Annotated in this window: 22 protein-coding genes; 10 read left to right on the forward strand and 12 right to left on the reverse strand. The window is 70.6% G+C overall.

The genetic code is table 11. The features are described from left to right. Positions 1 to 27 precede the first annotated feature (27 nt). The 4 genes from AAHG09_RS17700 to AAHG09_RS17715 all read right to left on the reverse strand — a co-directional run bounded on the left by AAHG09_RS17700 (position 28) and on the right by AAHG09_RS17715 (position 2734). On the reverse strand, positions 28 to 762 hold the full coding sequence (locus AAHG09_RS17700; RefSeq protein WP_342108770.1) for a substrate-binding domain-containing protein: 735 nt from the start codon (positions 760 to 762) through the stop codon (positions 28 to 30). A gap of 29 nt (positions 763 to 791) precedes the next feature. Continuing rightward, positions 792 to 1031, reverse strand: a complete 240-nt coding sequence (locus AAHG09_RS17705) for a DUF4926 domain-containing protein (RefSeq protein ID WP_342108771.1) — start codon at positions 1029 to 1031, stop codon at positions 792 to 794. Between the two features lie 115 nt (positions 1032 to 1146). Next, entirely contained in the window at positions 1147 to 1857 is a 711-nt protein-coding gene (locus tag AAHG09_RS17710; protein WP_342108772.1) for an NUDIX hydrolase, read from the reverse strand. Then, a complete protein-coding gene (locus AAHG09_RS17715) occupies positions 1850 to 2734 on the reverse strand; it encodes a PhzF family phenazine biosynthesis protein (RefSeq protein WP_342108773.1) in 885 nt (294 codons plus the stop codon). The genes AAHG09_RS17710 and AAHG09_RS17715 overlap by 8 nt, the downstream gene beginning before the upstream one ends. Positions 2735 to 2876: 142 nt before the next feature. Here AAHG09_RS17715 and AAHG09_RS17720 point away from each other — a divergent pair, with 142 nt between their 5' ends. Next, positions 2877 to 3365 carry an OsmC family protein gene (locus AAHG09_RS17720; protein WP_342108774.1) on the forward strand — a complete coding sequence of 163 codons (489 nt, stop codon included), beginning with the start codon at positions 2877 to 2879 and terminating at the stop codon, positions 3363 to 3365. A 4-nt stretch (positions 3366 to 3369) separates the two neighbouring features. Here the strand turns inward: AAHG09_RS17720 and pdxY are convergent, their stop codons facing one another. Both pdxY and AAHG09_RS17730 read right to left on the reverse strand, forming a co-directional pair. Beyond that, positions 3370 to 4218: a pyridoxal kinase PdxY gene (gene pdxY, locus AAHG09_RS17725; RefSeq protein WP_342108775.1), complete on the reverse strand. Its 849-nt coding sequence runs from the start codon at positions 4216 to 4218 to the stop codon at positions 3370 to 3372. 89 nt (positions 4219 to 4307) lie between these two features. Next, positions 4308 to 4733 (reverse strand): hypothetical protein, encoded by a 426-nt coding sequence (locus AAHG09_RS17730; RefSeq protein WP_342108776.1) that lies wholly within the window; start codon positions 4731 to 4733, stop codon positions 4308 to 4310. 319 nt (positions 4734 to 5052) lie between these two features. Between AAHG09_RS17730 and AAHG09_RS17735 the strand changes: the two genes are divergently transcribed. The 6 genes from AAHG09_RS17735 to AAHG09_RS17760 all read left to right on the forward strand — a co-directional run bounded on the left by AAHG09_RS17735 (position 5053) and on the right by AAHG09_RS17760 (position 9458). Then, the gene (locus AAHG09_RS17735) at positions 5053 to 5574 is read left to right on the forward strand and encodes a DedA family protein (protein ID WP_342108777.1); all 522 of its coding nucleotides are present in this window, start codon (positions 5053 to 5055) and stop codon (positions 5572 to 5574) included. Then, positions 5574 to 6350 (forward strand): cobalamin-binding protein, encoded by a 777-nt coding sequence (locus AAHG09_RS17740; protein ID WP_342108778.1) that lies wholly within the window; start codon positions 5574 to 5576, stop codon positions 6348 to 6350. Before AAHG09_RS17735 ends, AAHG09_RS17740 begins: the two co-directional genes overlap by 1 nt. A 91-nt stretch (positions 6351 to 6441) precedes the next feature. Further along, the gene (locus AAHG09_RS17745) at positions 6442 to 6954 is read left to right on the forward strand and encodes an MmcB family DNA repair protein (protein ID WP_342108779.1); all 513 of its coding nucleotides are present in this window, start codon (positions 6442 to 6444) and stop codon (positions 6952 to 6954) included. Positions 6955 to 6996: 42 nt separating this feature from the next. Beyond that, positions 6997 to 7413: a putative toxin-antitoxin system toxin component, PIN family gene (locus tag AAHG09_RS17750; protein WP_342108780.1), complete on the forward strand. Its 417-nt coding sequence runs from the start codon at positions 6997 to 6999 to the stop codon at positions 7411 to 7413. A 6-nt stretch (positions 7414 to 7419) separates the two neighbouring features. Beyond that, positions 7420 to 7665 carry a toxin-antitoxin system HicB family antitoxin gene (locus AAHG09_RS17755; protein WP_342108781.1) on the forward strand — a complete coding sequence of 82 codons (246 nt, stop codon included), beginning with the start codon at positions 7420 to 7422 and terminating at the stop codon, positions 7663 to 7665. Between the two features lie 188 nt (positions 7666 to 7853). Further along, on the forward strand, positions 7854 to 9458 hold the full coding sequence (locus AAHG09_RS17760) for a Na+/H+ antiporter (RefSeq protein WP_342108782.1): 1605 nt from the start codon (positions 7854 to 7856) through the stop codon (positions 9456 to 9458). Positions 9459 to 9474: 16 nt separating this feature from the next. Here AAHG09_RS17760 and AAHG09_RS17765 read toward each other — a convergent pair whose 3' ends face one another. Together AAHG09_RS17765 and AAHG09_RS17770 are read right to left on the reverse strand one after the other, a co-directional pair. Beyond that, entirely contained in the window at positions 9475 to 9753 is a 279-nt protein-coding gene (locus AAHG09_RS17765) for a hypothetical protein (RefSeq protein WP_342108783.1), read from the reverse strand. A 146-nt stretch (positions 9754 to 9899) separates the two neighbouring features. Then, on the reverse strand, positions 9900 to 10358 hold the full coding sequence (locus AAHG09_RS17770) for a GNAT family N-acetyltransferase (RefSeq protein WP_342108784.1): 459 nt from the start codon (positions 10356 to 10358) through the stop codon (positions 9900 to 9902). Positions 10359 to 10517: 159 nt separating this feature from the next. Between AAHG09_RS17770 and AAHG09_RS17775 the strand changes: the two genes are divergently transcribed. After that, complete coding sequence (locus AAHG09_RS17775) at positions 10518 to 11426, forward strand: glycine--tRNA ligase subunit alpha (RefSeq protein ID WP_342108785.1); 909 nt, start codon at positions 10518 to 10520, stop codon at positions 11424 to 11426. A gap of 12 nt (positions 11427 to 11438) precedes the next feature. Here AAHG09_RS17775 and AAHG09_RS17780 read toward each other — a convergent pair whose 3' ends face one another. Together AAHG09_RS17780 and AAHG09_RS17785 are read right to left on the reverse strand one after the other, a co-directional pair. Beyond that, a complete protein-coding gene (locus tag AAHG09_RS17780; RefSeq protein ID WP_342108786.1) occupies positions 11439 to 11780 on the reverse strand; it encodes a DUF6883 domain-containing protein in 342 nt (113 codons plus the stop codon). A 5-nt stretch (positions 11781 to 11785) separates the two neighbouring features. After that, positions 11786 to 12025 (reverse strand): DUF4926 domain-containing protein, encoded by a 240-nt coding sequence (locus tag AAHG09_RS17785; RefSeq protein ID WP_342108787.1) that lies wholly within the window; start codon positions 12023 to 12025, stop codon positions 11786 to 11788. A 128-nt stretch (positions 12026 to 12153) separates the two neighbouring features. Between AAHG09_RS17785 and AAHG09_RS17790 the strand changes: the two genes are divergently transcribed. Together AAHG09_RS17790 and glyS are read left to right on the forward strand one after the other, a co-directional pair. Further along, entirely contained in the window at positions 12154 to 12597 is a 444-nt protein-coding gene (locus tag AAHG09_RS17790; RefSeq protein ID WP_342108788.1) for a DUF3828 domain-containing protein, read from the forward strand. Positions 12598 to 12648: 51 nt separating this feature from the next. After that, positions 12649 to 14748 carry a glycine--tRNA ligase subunit beta gene (glyS, locus tag AAHG09_RS17795; RefSeq protein WP_342108789.1) on the forward strand — a complete coding sequence of 700 codons (2100 nt, stop codon included), beginning with the start codon at positions 12649 to 12651 and terminating at the stop codon, positions 14746 to 14748. Positions 14749 to 15049: 301 nt separating this feature from the next. Here the strand turns inward: glyS and otnC are convergent, their stop codons facing one another. Together otnC and AAHG09_RS17805 are read right to left on the reverse strand one after the other, a co-directional pair. Continuing rightward, a complete protein-coding gene (otnC, locus tag AAHG09_RS17800; protein ID WP_342108790.1) occupies positions 15050 to 15730 on the reverse strand; it encodes a 3-oxo-tetronate 4-phosphate decarboxylase in 681 nt (226 codons plus the stop codon). Further along, positions 15727 to 16734: a LacI family DNA-binding transcriptional regulator gene (locus tag AAHG09_RS17805; RefSeq protein WP_342108791.1), complete on the reverse strand. Its 1008-nt coding sequence runs from the start codon at positions 16732 to 16734 to the stop codon at positions 15727 to 15729. The genes otnC and AAHG09_RS17805 overlap by 4 nt, the downstream gene beginning before the upstream one ends. Between the last annotated feature and the right edge of the window lie 222 nt (positions 16735 to 16956).

The following is a 16956-nucleotide window of genomic DNA, read 5'->3' on the forward strand; positions in this document are numbered from 1 at the left end:
GGCTGTGGACGGGAGCGAGGCTCTTGCTCAGGCCGTCTGGAACCGCTGCAACAGCATGTCGCGGACATGCACCGTGCGGGCCTCGCGCAGGCTCGCCCGGGTCCAGGCGAGGTACAGCGTGTTGACCGGCCCGGCGCGGTCCGTGGGCAGCTCGGCGAGGCGCCCCGCGGCCAGGGCCCCGGCGCAGAGGTAATCCGGCAGGATTGTCCAGCCCATGCCGGCCTCGGCCATGCCGAGGAGGATGCGCAGGTCCGGCGCGGTCGCCGCGGGCCGCAGGGCGGCGGGCACGCCGAAGACCGCCACGAAGAAGGCGCCGATCAGCGCCAGCTCCTCGTCGTAGGCGAGGCAGGGCAGATCCCGCAGGAGCCCGGCCGAGACCGTGCGGCCCTTCGCGCGCGCCGCGAGGTCCGGGGCCGCCACGAGGGTCAGCCGCTCGCGGTCGAGCTCGGCGAAGCCCAGGCTGCGGCTGTCCGGCTTCGAGGCGGTGACGGCGAGGTCGGCCTGTCCCTGGTCCAGGGCGGCGTAGATCCGCGCGCGGTTCCCGGTCTGGATGCGCAAGCGCAGGCCCTCCCCCACCAGGGGCGCCAGGGCCGGGCCGACCCGGGCCGAGAGATACTCGGCCGGGCCGACGAATTGCAGCGTCCCGGCGAGCGCGGTGGAGCGGGCGTGACCGACGCCTTCGGCCTGAGCGCCACGGCGCTCGCCGGATGCGGGGCCGCCCTGCTCGGGCTGGCGTGTCTCGCGCGATCGTACGGGCGGCATGGCACCCGCCCGCCGGGCGGTGCCCGGGATCAGGCCGCCCTGAGGGCGTCCGCTGGGATCGTCGCAGTACCGGCCACCGGGCGTGCAAACGCCACCTCATAGGCCTCGCCAGCGGCATAGGCCTTCACCATGGTTCCGCGCGATCCGGCAGGCACGGGAACGCCATCGTCCGTCACCGTATCGCGCAGGGTCACCACCACGCTCAGCTCGGGGAAAAACGGCGTGGCCTCGGGCGCCCTGCGCAGAGTGTGCATCGTCCCGAAGGACATGCGCCAAATCTGGCGTACAGCCGCGATGGACGCAAGCTGTCCGTCCCTGACGGGCGCAGGGTCTGTCCCGGTCCAGAGGGATCCGGCGACCTTGCTGTGCGGTGGTGGGAAGGCCTCAGCCCCCGCGCGAAAACGCCTCCGCCAGATAGGCCCGGACGAAACCCGGCATCCGGGCCGGATCGATCTCCGCGGCGCTGCGCACGCGGTGCATCGCGGCGAGTTCCGGCTCGGCCTCAGTCCGGAGATGGTCCGCAATGCGCGCCTCGATCCTTGCGGCCGGCTCCGGGAAGCGCACGGGGCGCAGGAAGGCGAGCTGGTTCTCGCCCTCCAGCATGATCCAGTCCGTATCGGCCTCCGCGGGCAGCGCGAGGCCGGTCTCCTCGGCGAGTTCCCGGGCGGCGCTGCCGGTGAGATCCACGCTGTCGCCGCGCACGTCGTCCGGGTCCGGGGTGCCGCAGGGGAAGTAGAGCTGGCCGGCATTGGCCGTATGGGCGCCCATCTCGCCGAGCAGGACCGCGCCGTCCGCCGTCCAGGGGACGATCGCCGCGAAGGCGTTGCGGATCTGCGGGTCGGCGTGCCGGACGTGCCGGTAGTAGGTGAAGGTGGAATAGCGCGTCGCGAACAGGTTGAGCCGGGCGGCGCCATCCTCGACGGTGTGGGCGCAGCACAGGAGGACGGTGCCGTCGAACATGCCCGGGCTGCGGGCGATCCGGTCCTGCCAATGGGCCGCGATGGCGGCTTCGTGCACCCGCGGAAATGCCCAGTCGTGATCGACGAGCCGCGCCGTCACGTCGGCCAGCGCCGTGCTGCGGAACCCCTCAGACATGCAGGTTGCCATCCGAGACGATCACGGCCGCGCCGCCGATCTCCACCCCCTGCAGGGCGCCCTGCGCGATGGTGAGCTGCAGCGCGATCGCGCTCGGCCGGCCCATGGCCTGGCCCTGGCGGATCGCCACGTCGTGGGTGCCGTCCCCCAGCGCCTCGTACTGCATCAGAACCCCCGCGAAGGCGGAGGCCGCCGAGCCGGTGGCCGGATCCTCCGGGACGCCGAGATCCGGCGCGAACATCCGCACGCGCCAGCTCTGCCCCGTCCCCTCGGGATCGGGCGTGTAGAGGTAGAGGCCGTCCCCCGGCTCCGGCGCCTGGGCCGGCCGGGCGGCGTCGAGGGCCGCCACGGAGGCGATCGGCACGCAGGTGAAGCGGGGGCCGACCCCGTGGCGGCTCGGCGCGTGCCGGCCGGTGCCGATATCGCCGGGCTCCAGGCCGAGGCGCGGCGCCAGGATCTCCGGCTCGGGCCCTGGGCCGAGGTAGTCCGGCAGGACCGGCAGCCGGAACCGCGCCCGGCCGCCGCTACCATCGTCCAGGGTCTCGACCACGCAGGGGACGATCCCGATCGCCTCCTCCAGGCCGAAGGCGCGGGCATCGCCCCGGGTAGGATCCTGCAGGGCCAGCAGGACCGCGGTGCCGACCGTCGGGTGACCCGCGAAGGGCAGCTCCCGGCCGGGGGTGAAGATGCGCACCCGCGCCCGGTGCCGGGCCTCGGTGGGCGGCAGCACGAACACCGTCTCGGACAGGTTGAACTCCCGCGCGATCGCCTGCATCGCCGCCGTGTCGAGCCCCTCCGCATCGAGCACCACGGCGAGCGGATTGCCGGCGAGCCGGTGCTCGGTGAAGACGTCGAGGGTGACGAAGCGGCGCGCCATCAGGTGGGAATCCTGTTCTCGCTCAGCCCTTGCGGCAGGATGGCCGCGACTCGGGCGCAAGACTGGTACACGGTGCGACGCGCCCGATCGACTCGCCCGGCGGCCGGGCGGCGCGCGGACTCACTGTGCCGCGGGGGGATCCATGGCCGAGAAGCAGCACCGCTACGCCGTCACGGTGACCTGGACGGGCAATACCGGCACCGGAACCCGCAGCTATCGCGGGTACGAGCGCGCCCATACCCTGTCGGCCCCCGGCAAGCCGCCGATCCCGGGCTCGTCCGATCCGGCGTTCCGGGGCGATCCCGCCTCCTGGAACCCCGAGGAACTGCTGGTGGCATCACTCTCGGCCTGCCACAAGCTCTGGTATCTCGGCCTGTGCGCGCAGGCGGGCATCGCGGTCACGGCCTACGAGGACGCCGCCGAGGGCACCATGACCGAGGAGGCGGGCGGCGCGGGCCAGTTCACCGCGGTCACGTTGCGGCCGCGCGTGACGCTCGCGGCCGGGTCGGACCCGGCGCGGGCGCTGGCGCTTCACCAGGAGGCCCACGCCTTCTGCTTCATCGCGCGGTCGGTGAATTTTCCGGTGACCGCCGAGCCGACGATTTTTCTGCAGGAGAGCGGCACGGCCTGAACGCCTAGACGGCCTCGACCGGAAACCGCTCGCTCGGGGTCACGTATTCTGCCTGCGCCGCCACGGTGAGGATCTCGCGGGACCCCGCCTCTGCGGTGCGCTTCAGGAGCCCGTAGACCGAGGCGGCCGCCGCCTCCAGCGCGGCCGCGGCCGAGCCGGTGCGGGCGTAATGCACGAGGAACAGGGCCGCGATGCAGTCGCCCGCCCCGTTCACCTTGAGGGCGAGCCGCGGCGTGCGGACCCGGAACAGCTGGCCCTCCGCCCCGGCGAGCATGTCGATACTATCGGCGGGGGTGTCGGCGCAGAGGGCCGAGGTCACCAGCACCACCCGGGGCCCGCGGGCCCGCAGCGCCGCGATCGCTGCCCCGGCCTCCGCCACGGTGCCGCTCGGCAGGCCGGTGAGGAGACCCAGCTCGAACTGGTTCGGCGTGAGGATGTCGGCCTGCGGCACCGCCTGCGCGCGCAGGAACGCCTCGATGCCCGGCCGCACGTAGACGCCCTCCTCGACATCGCCGATCACCGGATCGCAGCAATACAGCGCCTTCGGGTTCGCCGCCCGCACGGAGGCCACCGCCTCCAGGATCGCGGCGCCGATCTCGGCCGAGCCCATGTAACCCGACAGCACCGCGTCGCAGGTGGGAAACACCCCGCGCTCGTCGATGCCCCGCACCACGTCGCGGATCATCGCGGCGTCGAAGACCGGGCCGCGCCACGCGCCGTAGCCGGTGTGGTTGGAGAACTGCACCGTGTGGACCGGCCAGACCTCGACCCCGAGCCGCTGCATCGGGAACACCGCCGAGGCGTTGCCGACATGGCCGTAGGCGACGTGGGACTGGATCGACAGGACGTTCAACGCGGGTGATTCCGGTTCGGCTGCGCCGGCCCGATGCTGTCGGCGATCCGAGGCGCGGGCGCAAGCGCGGGGGTATCTCGCGTCTCACGTCAATCGAAGCGGCTGCCATTCCAGCGGACGAAGCTGCGCCGACCGCCATGGGCATACATGTGCACCTTCGGAATCCGCCCGGACCCGACGCTCAGCCCGGCGCCGAGCATCTCGTGGACCTTCTGCAAAAGCGGGCCGCGGCGCAGATAGAACGTCACCGAACAGACCTGCATGCCGCAATTGATGCTGCGCGGCGATGGGCCGGAGCAGCGTAACCCGTCATCGGCGATGATCAGATCCGCGGCACCATCGCCATCCAGGTCCCGCTCGATCGCGCCGGACGCGTCCATCGTTCCGCGATGGCTCTCGCACCCCTCCGAGATCGCCTGCTGGATAAGGTAGGTCGCCGCTTTCGATTGCGCGCTGCCCGGCGATGCTGCCAGGATAGCGACAAGCGACGTCCAAAACAGTCCTGGCCGGATCACGGGCGGCCTCCTATCGAATCGGATCAGCGATCTTGTTCTCTTGAGCGGACTCTTTGCAATATATCGACGCGAAATCAGCCGTGAAAACATGCAGATGTCGGGTGCGCGTCCGCCCTCGATCCTGCCGCCGACCGGCGAGATTCGCCAAGCTCGCCAAGGCCCTGAGCGATCGGGCAGGAAGCCCGCTTTGAGGGAAGCCGTCCTGTTGGGGAGCGGCACGTTTTTCGGATGTGACAGCGTTGCCCGCAATCCCCCGCCCTTGTCCCCCGCCCACCCCCGCCTCAGATGGAGCCGACCCTCCCCTCGCCCCCCGAGCCCCATGGACATCGAAGCCCTGCGCACCTCGGCCCTCGCCTTCGTGGAGGCCCACAAGGCCTGGACGCCACTGATCGCGGGCGGCCTCGCCTTCTGCGAGTCGGTCGCGGTCCTGTCGCTGTTCGTGCCGGCCACCGTCATCCTGGTCGGGATCGGTGCCCTTGTGGGAGGCGCCGACATTGCGTTCTGGCCAGTGGTCCTCGGGGCCGCCCTCGGCGCCGCTCTGGGCGACTGGCTCTCCTACGAGGTCGGGCACTGGCTCGGGCCGGGGGCGAAGACCAAGTGGCCGCTGCGGCGCTACCCCGACCTCACCGCCAAGGCCGAGGCCTTCATCGGCCGCTGGGGTATCGCCGCCGTGGCTTTGGGGCGGTTCTTCGGGCCGGCACGGGCCCTGGTGCCGCTGCTCGCCGGGATCCTCGGCCTGTCGCGGCTGCCGTTCCAATTGGCCAACGTCGCCTCGGCCCTGGTCTGGGCCTTCGTGCTCCTGGCGCCCGGGGCCGGGCTGCTTACGTGGCTCGACCGCTGATGCGCCGCTTCCCGCCGGAGCGGATCGTCTGCCTCACCGAGGAGACCGTCGAGACCCTGTATCTGCTGGGCGAAGAGGACCGGATCGTCGGCGTCTCGGGCTACGCGGTGCGCCCGCCCCGGGTCCGGAAGGAGAAGCCGCGGATCTCGGCCTTCACCAGTGCCGACATCCCGAAGATCCTGGCCCTGGCGCCGGACCTCGTCCTCGCCTTCTCGGACCTCCAGGCCGACATCGCCGCCGACCTCGCCCGCGCGGGTGTGGCGGTCCACCTGTTCAACCAGCGCGATCTGGCCGGATGCCTCGCCATGGTGCGGACGCTCGGGGCGCTCGTGGGCGTGCCCGACCGGGCCGAGGCCCTGGCGGCCGGGTTCGAGGCGCGGCTCGCGGAGGCGGCGCGCGCCGTGGCGGATCGGGCGCCGCTGCGGGTCTATTTCGAGGAATGGGATGCGCCGATGATCTCCGGCATCGGCTGGGTCTCGGACCTGATCGCCTGGGCCGGCGGCCAGGACGTGTTTCCGGAGTTGAGCCGCCAGCCGGCCGCCAAAGATCGAATCGTTACGCCCGAGCAGGTCATCGCGGCCGCGCCCGAGGTGATCCTCGCCTCCTGGTGCGGGAAGCGGGTCAGCATCGACCGAGTCCGGGCGCGGCCGGGTTTTGCCGCGATCCCGGCGGTGCGGGACGGGCGCATCCACGAGATCAAGTCGCCGCTGATCCTGCAACCGGGCCCGGCCGCGCTCACCGACGGGTTCGACGCGATCCGGGCCTGTCTCGGGTAGCTGCCGCGGGGTGGTCCCGGGTCGCAGGTGACGGATGGCCTCCGGATCGGCAGGATGTACCGATTCGATACAGGTGCATCCCCCGCGATTGATGTCCGCTTCCCCCGGCTTTTCCGACACCGCCCCCGCGGTCGTCGACGCGCTCCTGCCGCCCGACCGGCGGCAATCGCCCACGGCCCTGCGGATCCAGCGGGGCGTGCGCCGGCTCTTCTCCGAGATGGGCTGCGTGACGCTGCCGGAATTCTCCCTCGTGAACGGCCGCCGGGCCGACGTGATCGCGCTCTGCGGAGCGGGCAAGCTCACCATCGTGGAGATCAAGTCGAGCGTGGCCGATTTCCGCGCCGACCGGAAATGGCCGGATTACCGGGATTTCTGTGATCGGTTCTTCTTCGCGATCCCCGAGGACGTGCCGGAATCGCTGATCCCGGAGGAATGCGGCCTGATCGTCGCCGACGCCTACGGGGCCGGGATCCTACGCGAGCCCCCGGAGCATCCGCTGAGCGGCGCCCGCCGCAAGGCCGTGACGCTCCGTTTCGCCCACAGCGCCGCGCGCATCCTCCACGCGCTGGCCGATCCGGGCGCGGTGCGGGAAGGCGCGCTGTAGAATACGGCCGGCGGCCCGATTCGCGCCGACGCGACGGGCCCCATGCGCTTGGTTCTCGACACCAACATCATCGTGGCGGCGCTGCGAAGCCCGACGGGCGGTTCGGCCGCCCTGGTGCGCCGAATCAGGGCTGGTGAGAACCGGATACTCCTGAGCGTTCCGCTGCTTCTCGAATACGAGGCAGTCGCCCTACGGCCGGAGCACCTGCAGGCGGCGCACATAGCGGCTTCGGATGTCACCAACGTCCTGGACGTCCTTGCCCTGTTCGCCGAACCGGTCGCGATCCATTATCTTTGGCGCCCGCGGTTGCGGGATCCGGCGGATGAGATGGTTCTGGAGGCGGCGGTGAACGGTCGAGCCGATGCGATCGTGACGTTCAACAGAGTGGATTTCGGTCGTGTCCCGGCTGCGTTCGGCATAGAAGTCGTCGGTCCGGGCGATGTCCTCAGAAGGGGCTGATAAGTTATGGATGGCGATGTTACGGTGCATCTGCCGCATGCGCTGACGGATGCGGCCGAACGGATAGCCCGAGAAGGCGGAACGACACTCGACGCATTCGTCGCGTCTGCGGTGGCCGAGAAGCTTTCGGCGATGAAATCGGCTGCTCTCCTTGCTGAACGTGGTCGGCGTGCGGACTTGGGGGCCTTCGATCGCTTCATGAGCCGGCCGAACGGCCTTCCCGCGGCTCCCGAAGATCGCCTGAACGACTGACGCGCCACTGCGCGATGGACATCTGCGCCGCGTCTGGACGCTGGGGCCGGTGGTTCATCTCACAGTGACGGCTGGCGATGGACGATGGGGTTCGGGCTGGTGCGTCTGCGGTAGTATTCCACCGACGATTGAAATCTGCCTAGAACGGCTGCGCTTCCCTTGGATCCAGCGCCGAGCTCGCATCATCGATGACCTCCGTCGCCCTGTTCGAGCTGATCCTCGGCCTCCTCGGTGCGGCCCTGCTGCTGTCGCTGGTGGCCGGTCGGCTCGGTTTCCCGCCGGCCGCTGCCCTCGTGCTCGGCGGCATGGCGCTGGCCGTGGCCCCGGGCCTGCCGGCCTTCGATCTCGATCCGGACCTGATCATGGTCCTGTTCCTGCCGCCGCTCCTGCTCGAATCCGCCTACTTCACCGTCTGGCGCGACTTCCGGGCGAGCCTCGGCCCGATCCTGTCCCTGTCGCTCGGGGCCGTGGTGTTCACGACGCTCGTGGTCGGCCTCGTCGCCCACGCGGTGGTGCCGGGGCTGCCCTGGGCGGCCTGCTTCGCGCTCGGCGCCATCGTGTCGCCGCCGGACGCGGTCGCCGCCAAGGCGGTGCTCGCCCGCGTCGCCCTGCCCCGCCGGATGATCACGGTGCTGGAGGGCGAGAGCCTCGTGAACGACGCGTCCGGCCTCGTGCTCTACCGGTTCGCCGTGGCGGCGGCGCTCACCGGCAGCTTCAGCGCCTGGGCGGCGGCCGGCAGCTTCGCGTGGCTCGCGGTGGCGGGCGTCGCGGTGGGGCTTGCCTGCGGGCTGGCGGTGAACGCCCTGGTGCAGCGGTTGCACGACGCCAACGCCATCACGGTGCTGAGCTTCCTCGCCGCCTACGCGGCCTACCTCGCGGCCGAGGAGGTCCACGCCTCCGGGGTGCTCGCCGTGGTGGCCTGCGGCCTGATGCTGGGCGGGCGGGAGCACGAGACTTTCGACGCCCAGGCGCGGCGTCACGCCGTTGCGGTGTGGGAATTCGTGGTCTTCGTGCTGGAGGCGCTGGTCTTCGTGCTGATCGGGCTGGCGCTGCGCGGCGTGCTGGCCCGGACCGGCGGTGAGTTCGGCTCGCTCGCGGCGGGGCTGCCCCTGGCACTCGCCGTGACGGCGGCCTGCGTGCTCGCCCGCCTGCTCTGGGTGTTCCCCGCCGTCTACCTGCGGCGGAGCCTGTCGGCCCGGGTGCGCGCCGAGGAACCGCCACCCAATCCCGCCGTGCCGCTGATCATCGGCTGGGCCGGGATGCGCGGTGTGGTGACCCTCGCGGCCGCCCTGGCGCTGCCGGTGGAGTTCCCGGGCCGCGACGCGATCCTGCTGGCGGCCTTCGTGGTGATCCTGTTCACCGTGCTGGTCCAGGGGACCACGCTGGGCTCGCTGATCCGCCGGCTGCGCCTCGATCCCACGGCGCATCTGCCCGATGGCCATCTCGACGCGCCCATGGCCCGGGTGGTGGTCAACGAGGCCGGGCTCGCAGCCCTGGAGGGGCTGGTGTTTCCCGAGACCGGGACGCTGCAGCACCCGCGCCTCGTGGAGGAGTATCGCCGCCGGGTCCGGGCGACCTCCCGGGACCGCGACGAGCGGAAGGCGCTGGAGGCCGAGAAGACCGAGCATTTCGCCGCCGCGCTGCTCGCGGTGCGCTCAGGCCGGTCGGCGTTGATCGGCCTGCACCGGGAGAACCGTATCCACAGCTCGGTCCTGCGTCAGCTGGAGGCGGAGATCGACCTGGAGGAACTCCACCTCAAGCGCTTGGCGGGCGCCGCGCCGGCTCACGGCTGAGCCGGGGCGCGGACGTTCAGTGGGCCGCGCAGCCATCCGCCGGCTGGCCGTAGCCGCTGTAGACCACGCGCACCTTGCGGGTGCAGCCCGCCTCGGCCTTCGGCGCCGTGGCGACGGGGGCGATGTCCACCGGCTCGACCCGCAGGGTCGCGGCGATCGGCTGGTCTTCCGGGGTCGCGAGCGCACGGCTGGCGCTCATCACGAACGGGGTGGCAACAAGCGACGACACCGCGAGCGCGGCGAGGATGGCGATGTTCTTGCGGCCGAAAGTGTTAACTGTGCGAGCATTGCGCATGGCTGGTCGTCCGACGTATTGATTCGGCAGCGTCGAGGTGCCGAGATCCCCTGTTGCGCTGATAACTTGGCCGTCAGCTCGGCGGTTCCGGGTTATTGCCCAAAAACCGCCACGCTTGGGTGTCGCCGCGCACGTCGGTGCAGATGTCAGAACAGCTTGCGGTATTGCACGAAGCCGGATTTCTCCGCGATCCGATCGTAGAGCTGCATCGCGTCCGTGTTGGTCTCGTGCGTCAGCCAGTGGACCCGCGCGCATCCGGCGGCCTTCGCGGCTTCGTAGACGTGCTCGATCAGCCGCCGGCCGATCCCGAGGCCGCGGGTCCCGTCCGCCACAAACAGGTCCTGCAGGTAGCAATAGTCGCCGATCGTCCAGGCCGAGCGGTGGCGGATGTGGTGGACGAGGCCGACCGCCTCGGCGCCGCGCCAGGCCAGGGCGCCGTCGACCGGCTCGGCCGGATCGTTGAGGCGTGCCCAGGTGGTGTCGGTGACCGCCTCCGACAGGTCGACCCTGTAGAAGGCCTGATAGCCGCGCCAGAGCGGCAGCCACGCCGCCCGGTCGCCGGGGCCGATCGGGCGGATCGCGAGGGCTTCCGTGTCAGCGTTCATGATGTCCTCCGGGTGGTCTCCGGCGGCATCCGATCACCATCCGCTCCAGCCGCGCAAGCTGGGCCGCCTGGCGCGGATCACCTTGCACCTCCGCCTGCCCGCACCTAAACCGGCCCGCCGGCGGCCCGACCCGCCGCACCAGCCCGAGCCTTCGCCCCCATGTCGCAAAAGAAATCCTTCCAGGGTCTGATCCTGACGCTTCAGGAATTCTGGGCGGCGCAGGGCTGCGTGATCCTCCAGCCCTACGACATGGAGGTCGGCGCCGGCACGTTCCATCCGGCCACGACCCTGCGGGCGCTCGGCCCGAAGCCCTGGAAGGCCGCCTACGTCCAGCCCTCGCGCCGGCCCAAGGACGGCCGCTACGGCGAGAACCCCAACCGGCTCCAGCACTATTACCAGTTCCAGGTGATCCTGAAGCCGAACCCGCCCAACCTCCAGGAACTCTATCTCGCCTCGCTGAAGGCGATCGGGGTCGATCTCACGCTCCACGACATCCGCTTCGTCGAGGACGACTGGGAGAGCCCGACGCTCGGCGCCTGGGGGCTCGGCTGGGAATGCTGGTGCGACGGGATGGAGGTCAGCCAGTTCACCTATTTCCAGCAGGTCGCGGGCTTCGAATGCGCGCCGGTGGCGGGCGAGCTGACCTACGGGCTGGAGCGGCTCGCCATGTACGTCCAGGGCGTCGAGAACGTCTACGATCTCGACTTCAACGGCGCCGAGGGGCCGGACCGGATCACCTATGGGGACGTGTTCCTGCAGGCCGAGCAGGAATATTCCCGCCACAACTTCGAGGCGGCCGACACTGCCATGCTGTTCCGCCAGTTCACCGACGCGGAGGCCGCCTGCCGGACCTATCTCGATGCGGGCGCGCCGAGTTCGGAGGGCGAGCGCCACCGGATGGCGCAGCCGGCCTACGACCAGTGCATCAAGGCGAGCCACGTCTTCAACCTGCTCGACGCGCGCGGCGTGATCTCGGTGACCGAACGCCAGAGCTACATTCTGCGGGTGCGCGAGCTGGCCAAGGCCTGTGGGGCTGCATGGCTGAAGACGGCGGCCGGAGGGGCGTGAGGCGCGGGCAGCCTATAGCGGGTAGGCCGTGCAGAGGAATCGGCGCGGGTCGTCGGGCTTGGACTGCCACACGGATCGGAACGGCGGGTTGCTGCCGTCGGGGGTCTCGAGAGGGCCTTCGTAGATGTGTTTGCGGCCGTAAACGTCGTCGACCTCTCGCACCAGCTGGCTCGGGCGCGCATGGCGGAACAGGGCCGAGATGAGCAATGTGCCGCCGGCTTGCGTGAAGCCGCAGGCCAACAGGACGCGGGCTTTGTGACGTCCTTTCCGGTGATCGAGATTGAGCAGGTAGCCGTGGATCTTGGATTCAGCGATCGTCAGATCGGGAGTCCAGTCGCCGTGATCGTCAGCCACTTGCCTCAGACCGCTCGCAGGGCGTCCGCTCGAACCGTGGCGTTGCCGACGACCGGCTCATCGAACTCGACCTCGTAGGCCTCGCCGCTACCCCAGACGCCGACAATGGTGCCTTCGGTTCCTGCGGGAACCGTCACCCCGTCATCGGTCACCACGTCGCGCAGCAATGCGACTACGCTCAACTCGGCGAGGGCCTGCGGCTGCGTGACCGGTGCACGCGACTGATACAGCGTGTCGAACGACATGCCGCATCATGTGCACCCTACGCCTGATCGCGCAAGGGCTCACCCGGCGGAGCCCCTGGCCCCCTCGCGCGTTGCAACCCCCGCCAACCGGCGCGCTCCGGCGCGTCCGCAGACGCGGGAACAGACCGATGAAGAAGACGCTCCTCGCCCTCAGCCTCCTCGGCTTCGGCCTCGCCCCCGCGCTGGCGGCCGATCCCGGCCCGGAGGCGGTCGTGAAGAAGCTCTACGCCGAGCCGCACCCGAATCACTCCGCCGTGTATTCGAAGCGCCTGCAGGGCCTGTTCGACGCCGACGCCAAGCAGGCCAACGGCGCCACCGGCAACCTCGATTTCGACTACCGCCTCAACGGCGAGCCGATGAAGCCCGATACCGTGAAGAACCTGTCCTTCAAGGAGGCCACCGAGGGCAAGGACCAGGCGAAGGTCACGGTGGAGCGCAAGGGCGGCGACGGCTCGAAGGCGATCGTCTACGACCTCGTGCGCGAGGATGGCGGCTGGAAGGTGTCGGACGCCCACGCGATCGGCGACCGGAAGTGGCAGCTCTCGACCATCCTCAAGGGCGAGGCACACTGAGGCGGATCCCCGGCCCTCGACAGGTGTGCGGCGCGGCGATATGGCCGCGCCATGCCCGACCTCATGCTCGAACTCCGCTCGGAAGAGATCCCCGCCCGCATGCAGCGGCGCGCCGCGGAGGATCTGAAGAAGCTCGTCACCGACGCCCTGGTGGCGCGGGGCTTCCTGTACGAGGGCGCCAAGGCGTTCTCGACGCCGCGCCGGCTGGCGCTGCACATCGCCGGCCTGCCCGCCCGGGGCGAGGCGGTTCGGGAAGAACGCCGGGGCCCGCGGGTCGGCGCCCCCGAGGCGGCCGTCCAGGGGTTCCTGAAGGGCGCGGGGCTCACCAGCCTCGATCAGGCCACGACCGTCACCGATCCCAAGAAGGGCGAATTCTACCTCGCGGTGATCGAGCGCCCCGGCCGCGAGACGCTGGACGTGCTGGCCGAGCTCCTGCCGGAGATCATCAAGAGCTTCCCCTGGCCGAAATCCATGCGCTGGGGCGCCGCCTCGGCCGAGCCGGGCTCTCTGCGCTGGGTGCGCCCGCTGCAATCGATCGTCGCGACCTTCGGGCCGGAGACCGAGACGCCGGAGGTGGTGCCGTTCGCGGTCGGCGGGATCGCGGCCGGGACCACGACCTACGGTCACCGCTTCCTGGCGCCCGATGCGATCGAGGTGCGCCGGTTCGACGATTACATCCAGGCGCTGGAGCGGGCGAAGGTCATCCTCGACCCCGAGCGGCGCAAGGACGTGATCCTGCACGACGCCCGTGATCTCGCCTTCGCCCGCGGCCTCGACCTCGTGGAGGACGAGGGGCTGCTGGAGGAGGTGTCGGGCCTCGTGGAATGGCCCGTGGTGCTGATGGGCTCGTTCGACGACGCCTTCCTCGACATCCCCGCCGAGGCGATCCGGGCGACCATCCGGGCGAACCAGAAGTGTTTCGTGCTGCGGAAGAGCGGCTCGGAGGATCTGGCCCCGGCCTTCATCCTGGTCTCGAACCTCGTGGCCAGTGACGGCGGGCAGGCGATCACCGCCGGCAACGAGCGGGTGGTGCGGGCGCGGCTCTCGGACGCGAAATTCTTCTGGGAGACCGACAAGGCGATCCGGCTGGAAGACCGGCTGCCGAAGCTCGACAGCATCGTGTTCCACGAGAAGCTCGGCACACAGGGCGAGCGGATCGCCCGCATCGTCGCGCTGGCGAAGGACCTCGCGCCGCTGGTGGGGGCCGACCCGGCACTCGCCGAGCGTGCGGCGCGCCTCGCCAAGGCCGATCTCGTCACCGAGATGGTCGGCGAGTTCCCGGAGTTGCAGGGGTTGATGGGGCGCAAATATGCGGCGCTCCAGGGCGAGCATCCGAGCGTCTGTGCCGCCCTCGAGGAGCACTACAAGCCGGTCGGGCCCTCCGACCGGGTGCCGACCGATCCGGTCTCCATCGCCGTGGCGCTCGCCGACAAGCTCGACACGCTGGCGGGATTCTGGGCCATCGACGAAAAGCCCACGGGGAGCAAGGATCCATTCGCCCTGCGCCGGGCGGCTCTGGGCGTGATCCGGCTGATCCTCGACCGCGGGCCGCGCCTGCGCCTGCTGGAGCAGGTCGGCGCAGCGGATCGCGGCCTCGCCGGGCGGGCTGGCGTGGATGCGCAGGACCTCCTCGGCTTCTTTGCCGACCGCTTGAAGGTCTACCTTCGCGATCAGGGCGCCCGCCACGACCTGATCGACGCCGTCTTCGCCCTGCCCGGCCAGGACGATCTGCTGATGGTGGTCCGCCGGGTCGAAGCCCTCGGGCAATTCCTCGATACCGAGGACGGAAAGAACCTGCTCGCCGGCTACAAGCGCGCGGCCAACATCCTGCGGATCGAGGAGAAGAAGGACGGTCGCGCCTACGACGCCGCGCCCGACGCTGCCCTCGCGGCCGCGGGCGAGCCGGCCGAGCGGGCGCTCGCCGAGGCCCTGGCCAAGGCGCGGGAGACCGCCTCGGCCGCCGTCGCCCGCGAGGATTTTTCAGGCGCCATGCAGGCGCTCTCGACGCTGCGCGCGCCGGTGGACGCGTTCTTCCAGGACGTGACCGTCAACGCCCCCGATCCGAAGCTGCGCGAGAACCGCTTGGCTCTGCTCAACGCGCTCCGCGCGGCGACGCGGGAGGTGGCGGATTTCTCGAAGATCGAGGGGTGAGGCGCGCCGCTTCCCCGGTAGGGTGCGTTGTTCACAGGTCTGCGAAGGACGCCAACCTTGCTGACGGGGCACCACTTGCCCCCTCTCCCGTGCGGGAGAGGGTTGGGGTGAGGGACGAGAAGCTTCAGGAGCAAGCAGGCCATCGCCGCATGCTCAGGTTGCGCCTCTTCCAGATAGACCTGATCCCTCACCCTGTCCCTCTCCCGCACGGGAGAGGGGACCCGCGCCCTGTCCTGTGACCGGATGGCTGGTATTGGTCCAGAAATTCGCACCTCCGCACAGGTGGGAATGAAAGTGCGCCTCACCCGTGATCGTGCCCGGCATGATCCTCCGGCTCCGGCAGGGTCAGCCCGAAATGGCGCACCAGATCGGCCACCTGCCCCGGGCTCAGCTGCCGCGGGTTGAGGTTGCGGAGTAACAAGTAAAGCTTGGCGGTCTCCTCCAGCTCCTCGGTGGCGAAGACCGCGCCCTCCAGGCTGTCGCCCGCCACCACCGGGCCGTGATTGGCGAGCAGGACCGAGCTGTACTTACCCGCCAGGCCCCGGATCGCGTCCGCCACGGCCGGGTCGCCCGGGCGGTAATAGGGCACCAGCGCCGTCCCGCCGGTGCGCATCAGGTAATAGGGCGTCAGCGGCGGCAGCACCTGACGCGGGTCGATCTCCGGCAGCATCGAGACCGCCACCGCGTGCGTCGAGTGCAGGTGGACGATCGCCTTCGCCTCGCTCCGGCTCTCGTAGAGCGCGCTGTGCAGCGGGATTTCCTTGGTGGGCTTGTCCCCCGAGACGAGGCGCCCCGCATCGTCCAGCCGCGCGATCCGCGCCGGGTCGAGGAAGCCGAGCGACGCGTTGGTCGGCGTCACCAGCCAGCCGCCATCGGGCAGGCGCAGGGAGATGTTGCCGGAGGAGCCCGGCGTCAGGCCGCGCTCGAACAGCGAGCGGCCATAGCGGCAGATCTCCTCACGCAGCCGGCTCTCGTCGCTCATGCGGTCGCTCCCTCGATCAGCTTGAATCCGAGATCGATTGTTTTCGGGCCTTCGCCCGCCAGGCAGGCGGCGGCCTGCCGGCCGATTTCCAGGCGCGGCGTGCGCACCGTCGACAGGGGCTGGGGCATCGCGGCGGCGAAGTCGAGCCCGTTGAAGCCGAACAGCGCGAGCCGCCCCGGCACCGCCAGCCCCGCCGCCAGACACGCGAAGTAGCCGCCGAGCGCCATGTCGTCGTTGGAGAAGTAGACCGCATCGAGGTCCGGATGACGCGCCAGCAGCGCCTCCAGCCCCGCCCGGCCCGAGGCCGGCGAGGACGGCCCCGGCCGGATTTCCTTGGCTTGGAGCGCGAGCCCCGCTTCGCTCAGGGCTACCTCGAACCCGGCGAGCCGCTTGCCCGCCCGCAGATCGACCGCGAGATCGTGGCCGAGATAGCCGATCCGGCGGTAGCCCCGCGCGACGAGGTGCCGGGCGCTCGCCGCGCCCACGGCTTGGTTGGAGAAGCCGACCACGGCGTCGATCCCTTCGCCGTCCGTGTCGATCATCTCGACCACGCGCACGCCCCCGGCCTTCGCCAGGGCCACGGTGCCGGGATTGTGCTCCAGCCCGGTCAGCAGCAGCGCCGCCGGACGCCAGGAGAGGAGCGCGGCAACCAGGGCCTCCTCCCGGTCGGGATCGTAATCGCTGACCCCGATCACGCAGGGGATGCCCTCGGCATCCAGCGCCGATGTCAGACCGCGCAAGAGGTCGGGGAAGACCACGTTGGCGAGCGACGGGATTACGACTCCGACGAGCCGTGCGCTCGCCCCCTGCCCCGCAAGGCTGCCGGCGAGGCGGTTCGGCACGTAGCCGAGGCGGGCGACGGCCTCCGCCACGCGTTCGCCGGCCCGCTTGGAATAGGAGCCGTGGTTGCGCAGCACCCGCGAGACCGTGCTCTCGCCGACCCCGGCCTCACGGGCGACGTCGGTGAGGGTGGCGAGCCGCCCCGGCGGCTGGATGTCGTCCATGGCCCCGCTCTCCCGGCGCGGTTTTTTTGAGATGACAGCGCCCACAAGCCGGATCGATCCAGTTGAGCGCGAGTCCCCTCTCCCGTGCGGGAGAGGGACAGGGTGAGGGACGAGAACTCTCCGGAAAGGGCACGCCCCTCACCCCAGCCCTGTCCCGCACGGGAGAGGGGGCGCGTCGCGTCACCTGACATAGCGGCCTGCATTATCTCGCACAACCGGATT

It is taken from the genome of Methylobacterium guangdongense (assembly GCF_038442355.1).
GTDB classification, from domain to species: Bacteria; Pseudomonadota; Alphaproteobacteria; order Rhizobiales; family Beijerinckiaceae; genus Methylobacterium; species Methylobacterium guangdongense.

Bases quoted from the DNA above. Each gene is read 5' to 3' on its own strand.
- AAHG09_RS17700 (WP_342108770.1), bottom strand. From the start codon at position 762: ATGCCGCCCGTACGATCGCGCGAGACACGCCAGCCCGAGCAGGGCGGC.
- AAHG09_RS17705 (WP_342108771.1), bottom strand. From the start codon at position 1,031: ATGTCCTTCGGGACGATGCACACTCTGCGCAGGGCGCCCGAGGCCACG.
- AAHG09_RS17710 (WP_342108772.1), bottom strand. From the start codon at position 1,857: ATGTCTGAGGGGTTCCGCAGCACGGCGCTGGCCGACGTGACGGCGCGG.
- AAHG09_RS17715 (WP_342108773.1), bottom strand. From the start codon at position 2,734: ATGGCGCGCCGCTTCGTCACCCTCGACGTCTTCACCGAGCACCGGCTC.
- AAHG09_RS17720 (WP_342108774.1), top strand. From the start codon at position 2,877: ATGGCCGAGAAGCAGCACCGCTACGCCGTCACGGTGACCTGGACGGGC.
- AAHG09_RS17735 (WP_342108777.1), top strand. From the start codon at position 5,053: ATGGACATCGAAGCCCTGCGCACCTCGGCCCTCGCCTTCGTGGAGGCC.
- AAHG09_RS17740 (WP_342108778.1), top strand. From the start codon at position 5,574: ATGCGCCGCTTCCCGCCGGAGCGGATCGTCTGCCTCACCGAGGAGACC.
- AAHG09_RS17745 (WP_342108779.1), top strand. From the start codon at position 6,442: ATGTCCGCTTCCCCCGGCTTTTCCGACACCGCCCCCGCGGTCGTCGAC.
- AAHG09_RS17750 (WP_342108780.1), top strand. From the start codon at position 6,997: ATGCGCTTGGTTCTCGACACCAACATCATCGTGGCGGCGCTGCGAAGC.
- AAHG09_RS17755 (WP_342108781.1), top strand. From the start codon at position 7,420: ATGGATGGCGATGTTACGGTGCATCTGCCGCATGCGCTGACGGATGCG.
- AAHG09_RS17760 (WP_342108782.1), top strand. From the start codon at position 7,854: ATGACCTCCGTCGCCCTGTTCGAGCTGATCCTCGGCCTCCTCGGTGCG.
- AAHG09_RS17765 (WP_342108783.1), bottom strand. From the start codon at position 9,753: ATGCGCAATGCTCGCACAGTTAACACTTTCGGCCGCAAGAACATCGCC.
- AAHG09_RS17770 (WP_342108784.1), bottom strand. From the start codon at position 10,358: ATGAACGCTGACACGGAAGCCCTCGCGATCCGCCCGATCGGCCCCGGC.
- AAHG09_RS17775 (WP_342108785.1), top strand. From the start codon at position 10,518: ATGTCGCAAAAGAAATCCTTCCAGGGTCTGATCCTGACGCTTCAGGAA.
- AAHG09_RS17785 (WP_342108787.1), bottom strand. From the start codon at position 12,025: ATGTCGTTCGACACGCTGTATCAGTCGCGTGCACCGGTCACGCAGCCG.
- AAHG09_RS17790 (WP_342108788.1), top strand. From the start codon at position 12,154: ATGAAGAAGACGCTCCTCGCCCTCAGCCTCCTCGGCTTCGGCCTCGCC.
- glyS (WP_342108789.1), top strand. From the start codon at position 12,649: ATGCCCGACCTCATGCTCGAACTCCGCTCGGAAGAGATCCCCGCCCGC.
- otnC (WP_342108790.1), bottom strand. From the start codon at position 15,730: ATGAGCGACGAGAGCCGGCTGCGTGAGGAGATCTGCCGCTATGGCCGC.
- AAHG09_RS17805 (WP_342108791.1), bottom strand. From the start codon at position 16,734: ATGGACGACATCCAGCCGCCGGGGCGGCTCGCCACCCTCACCGACGTC.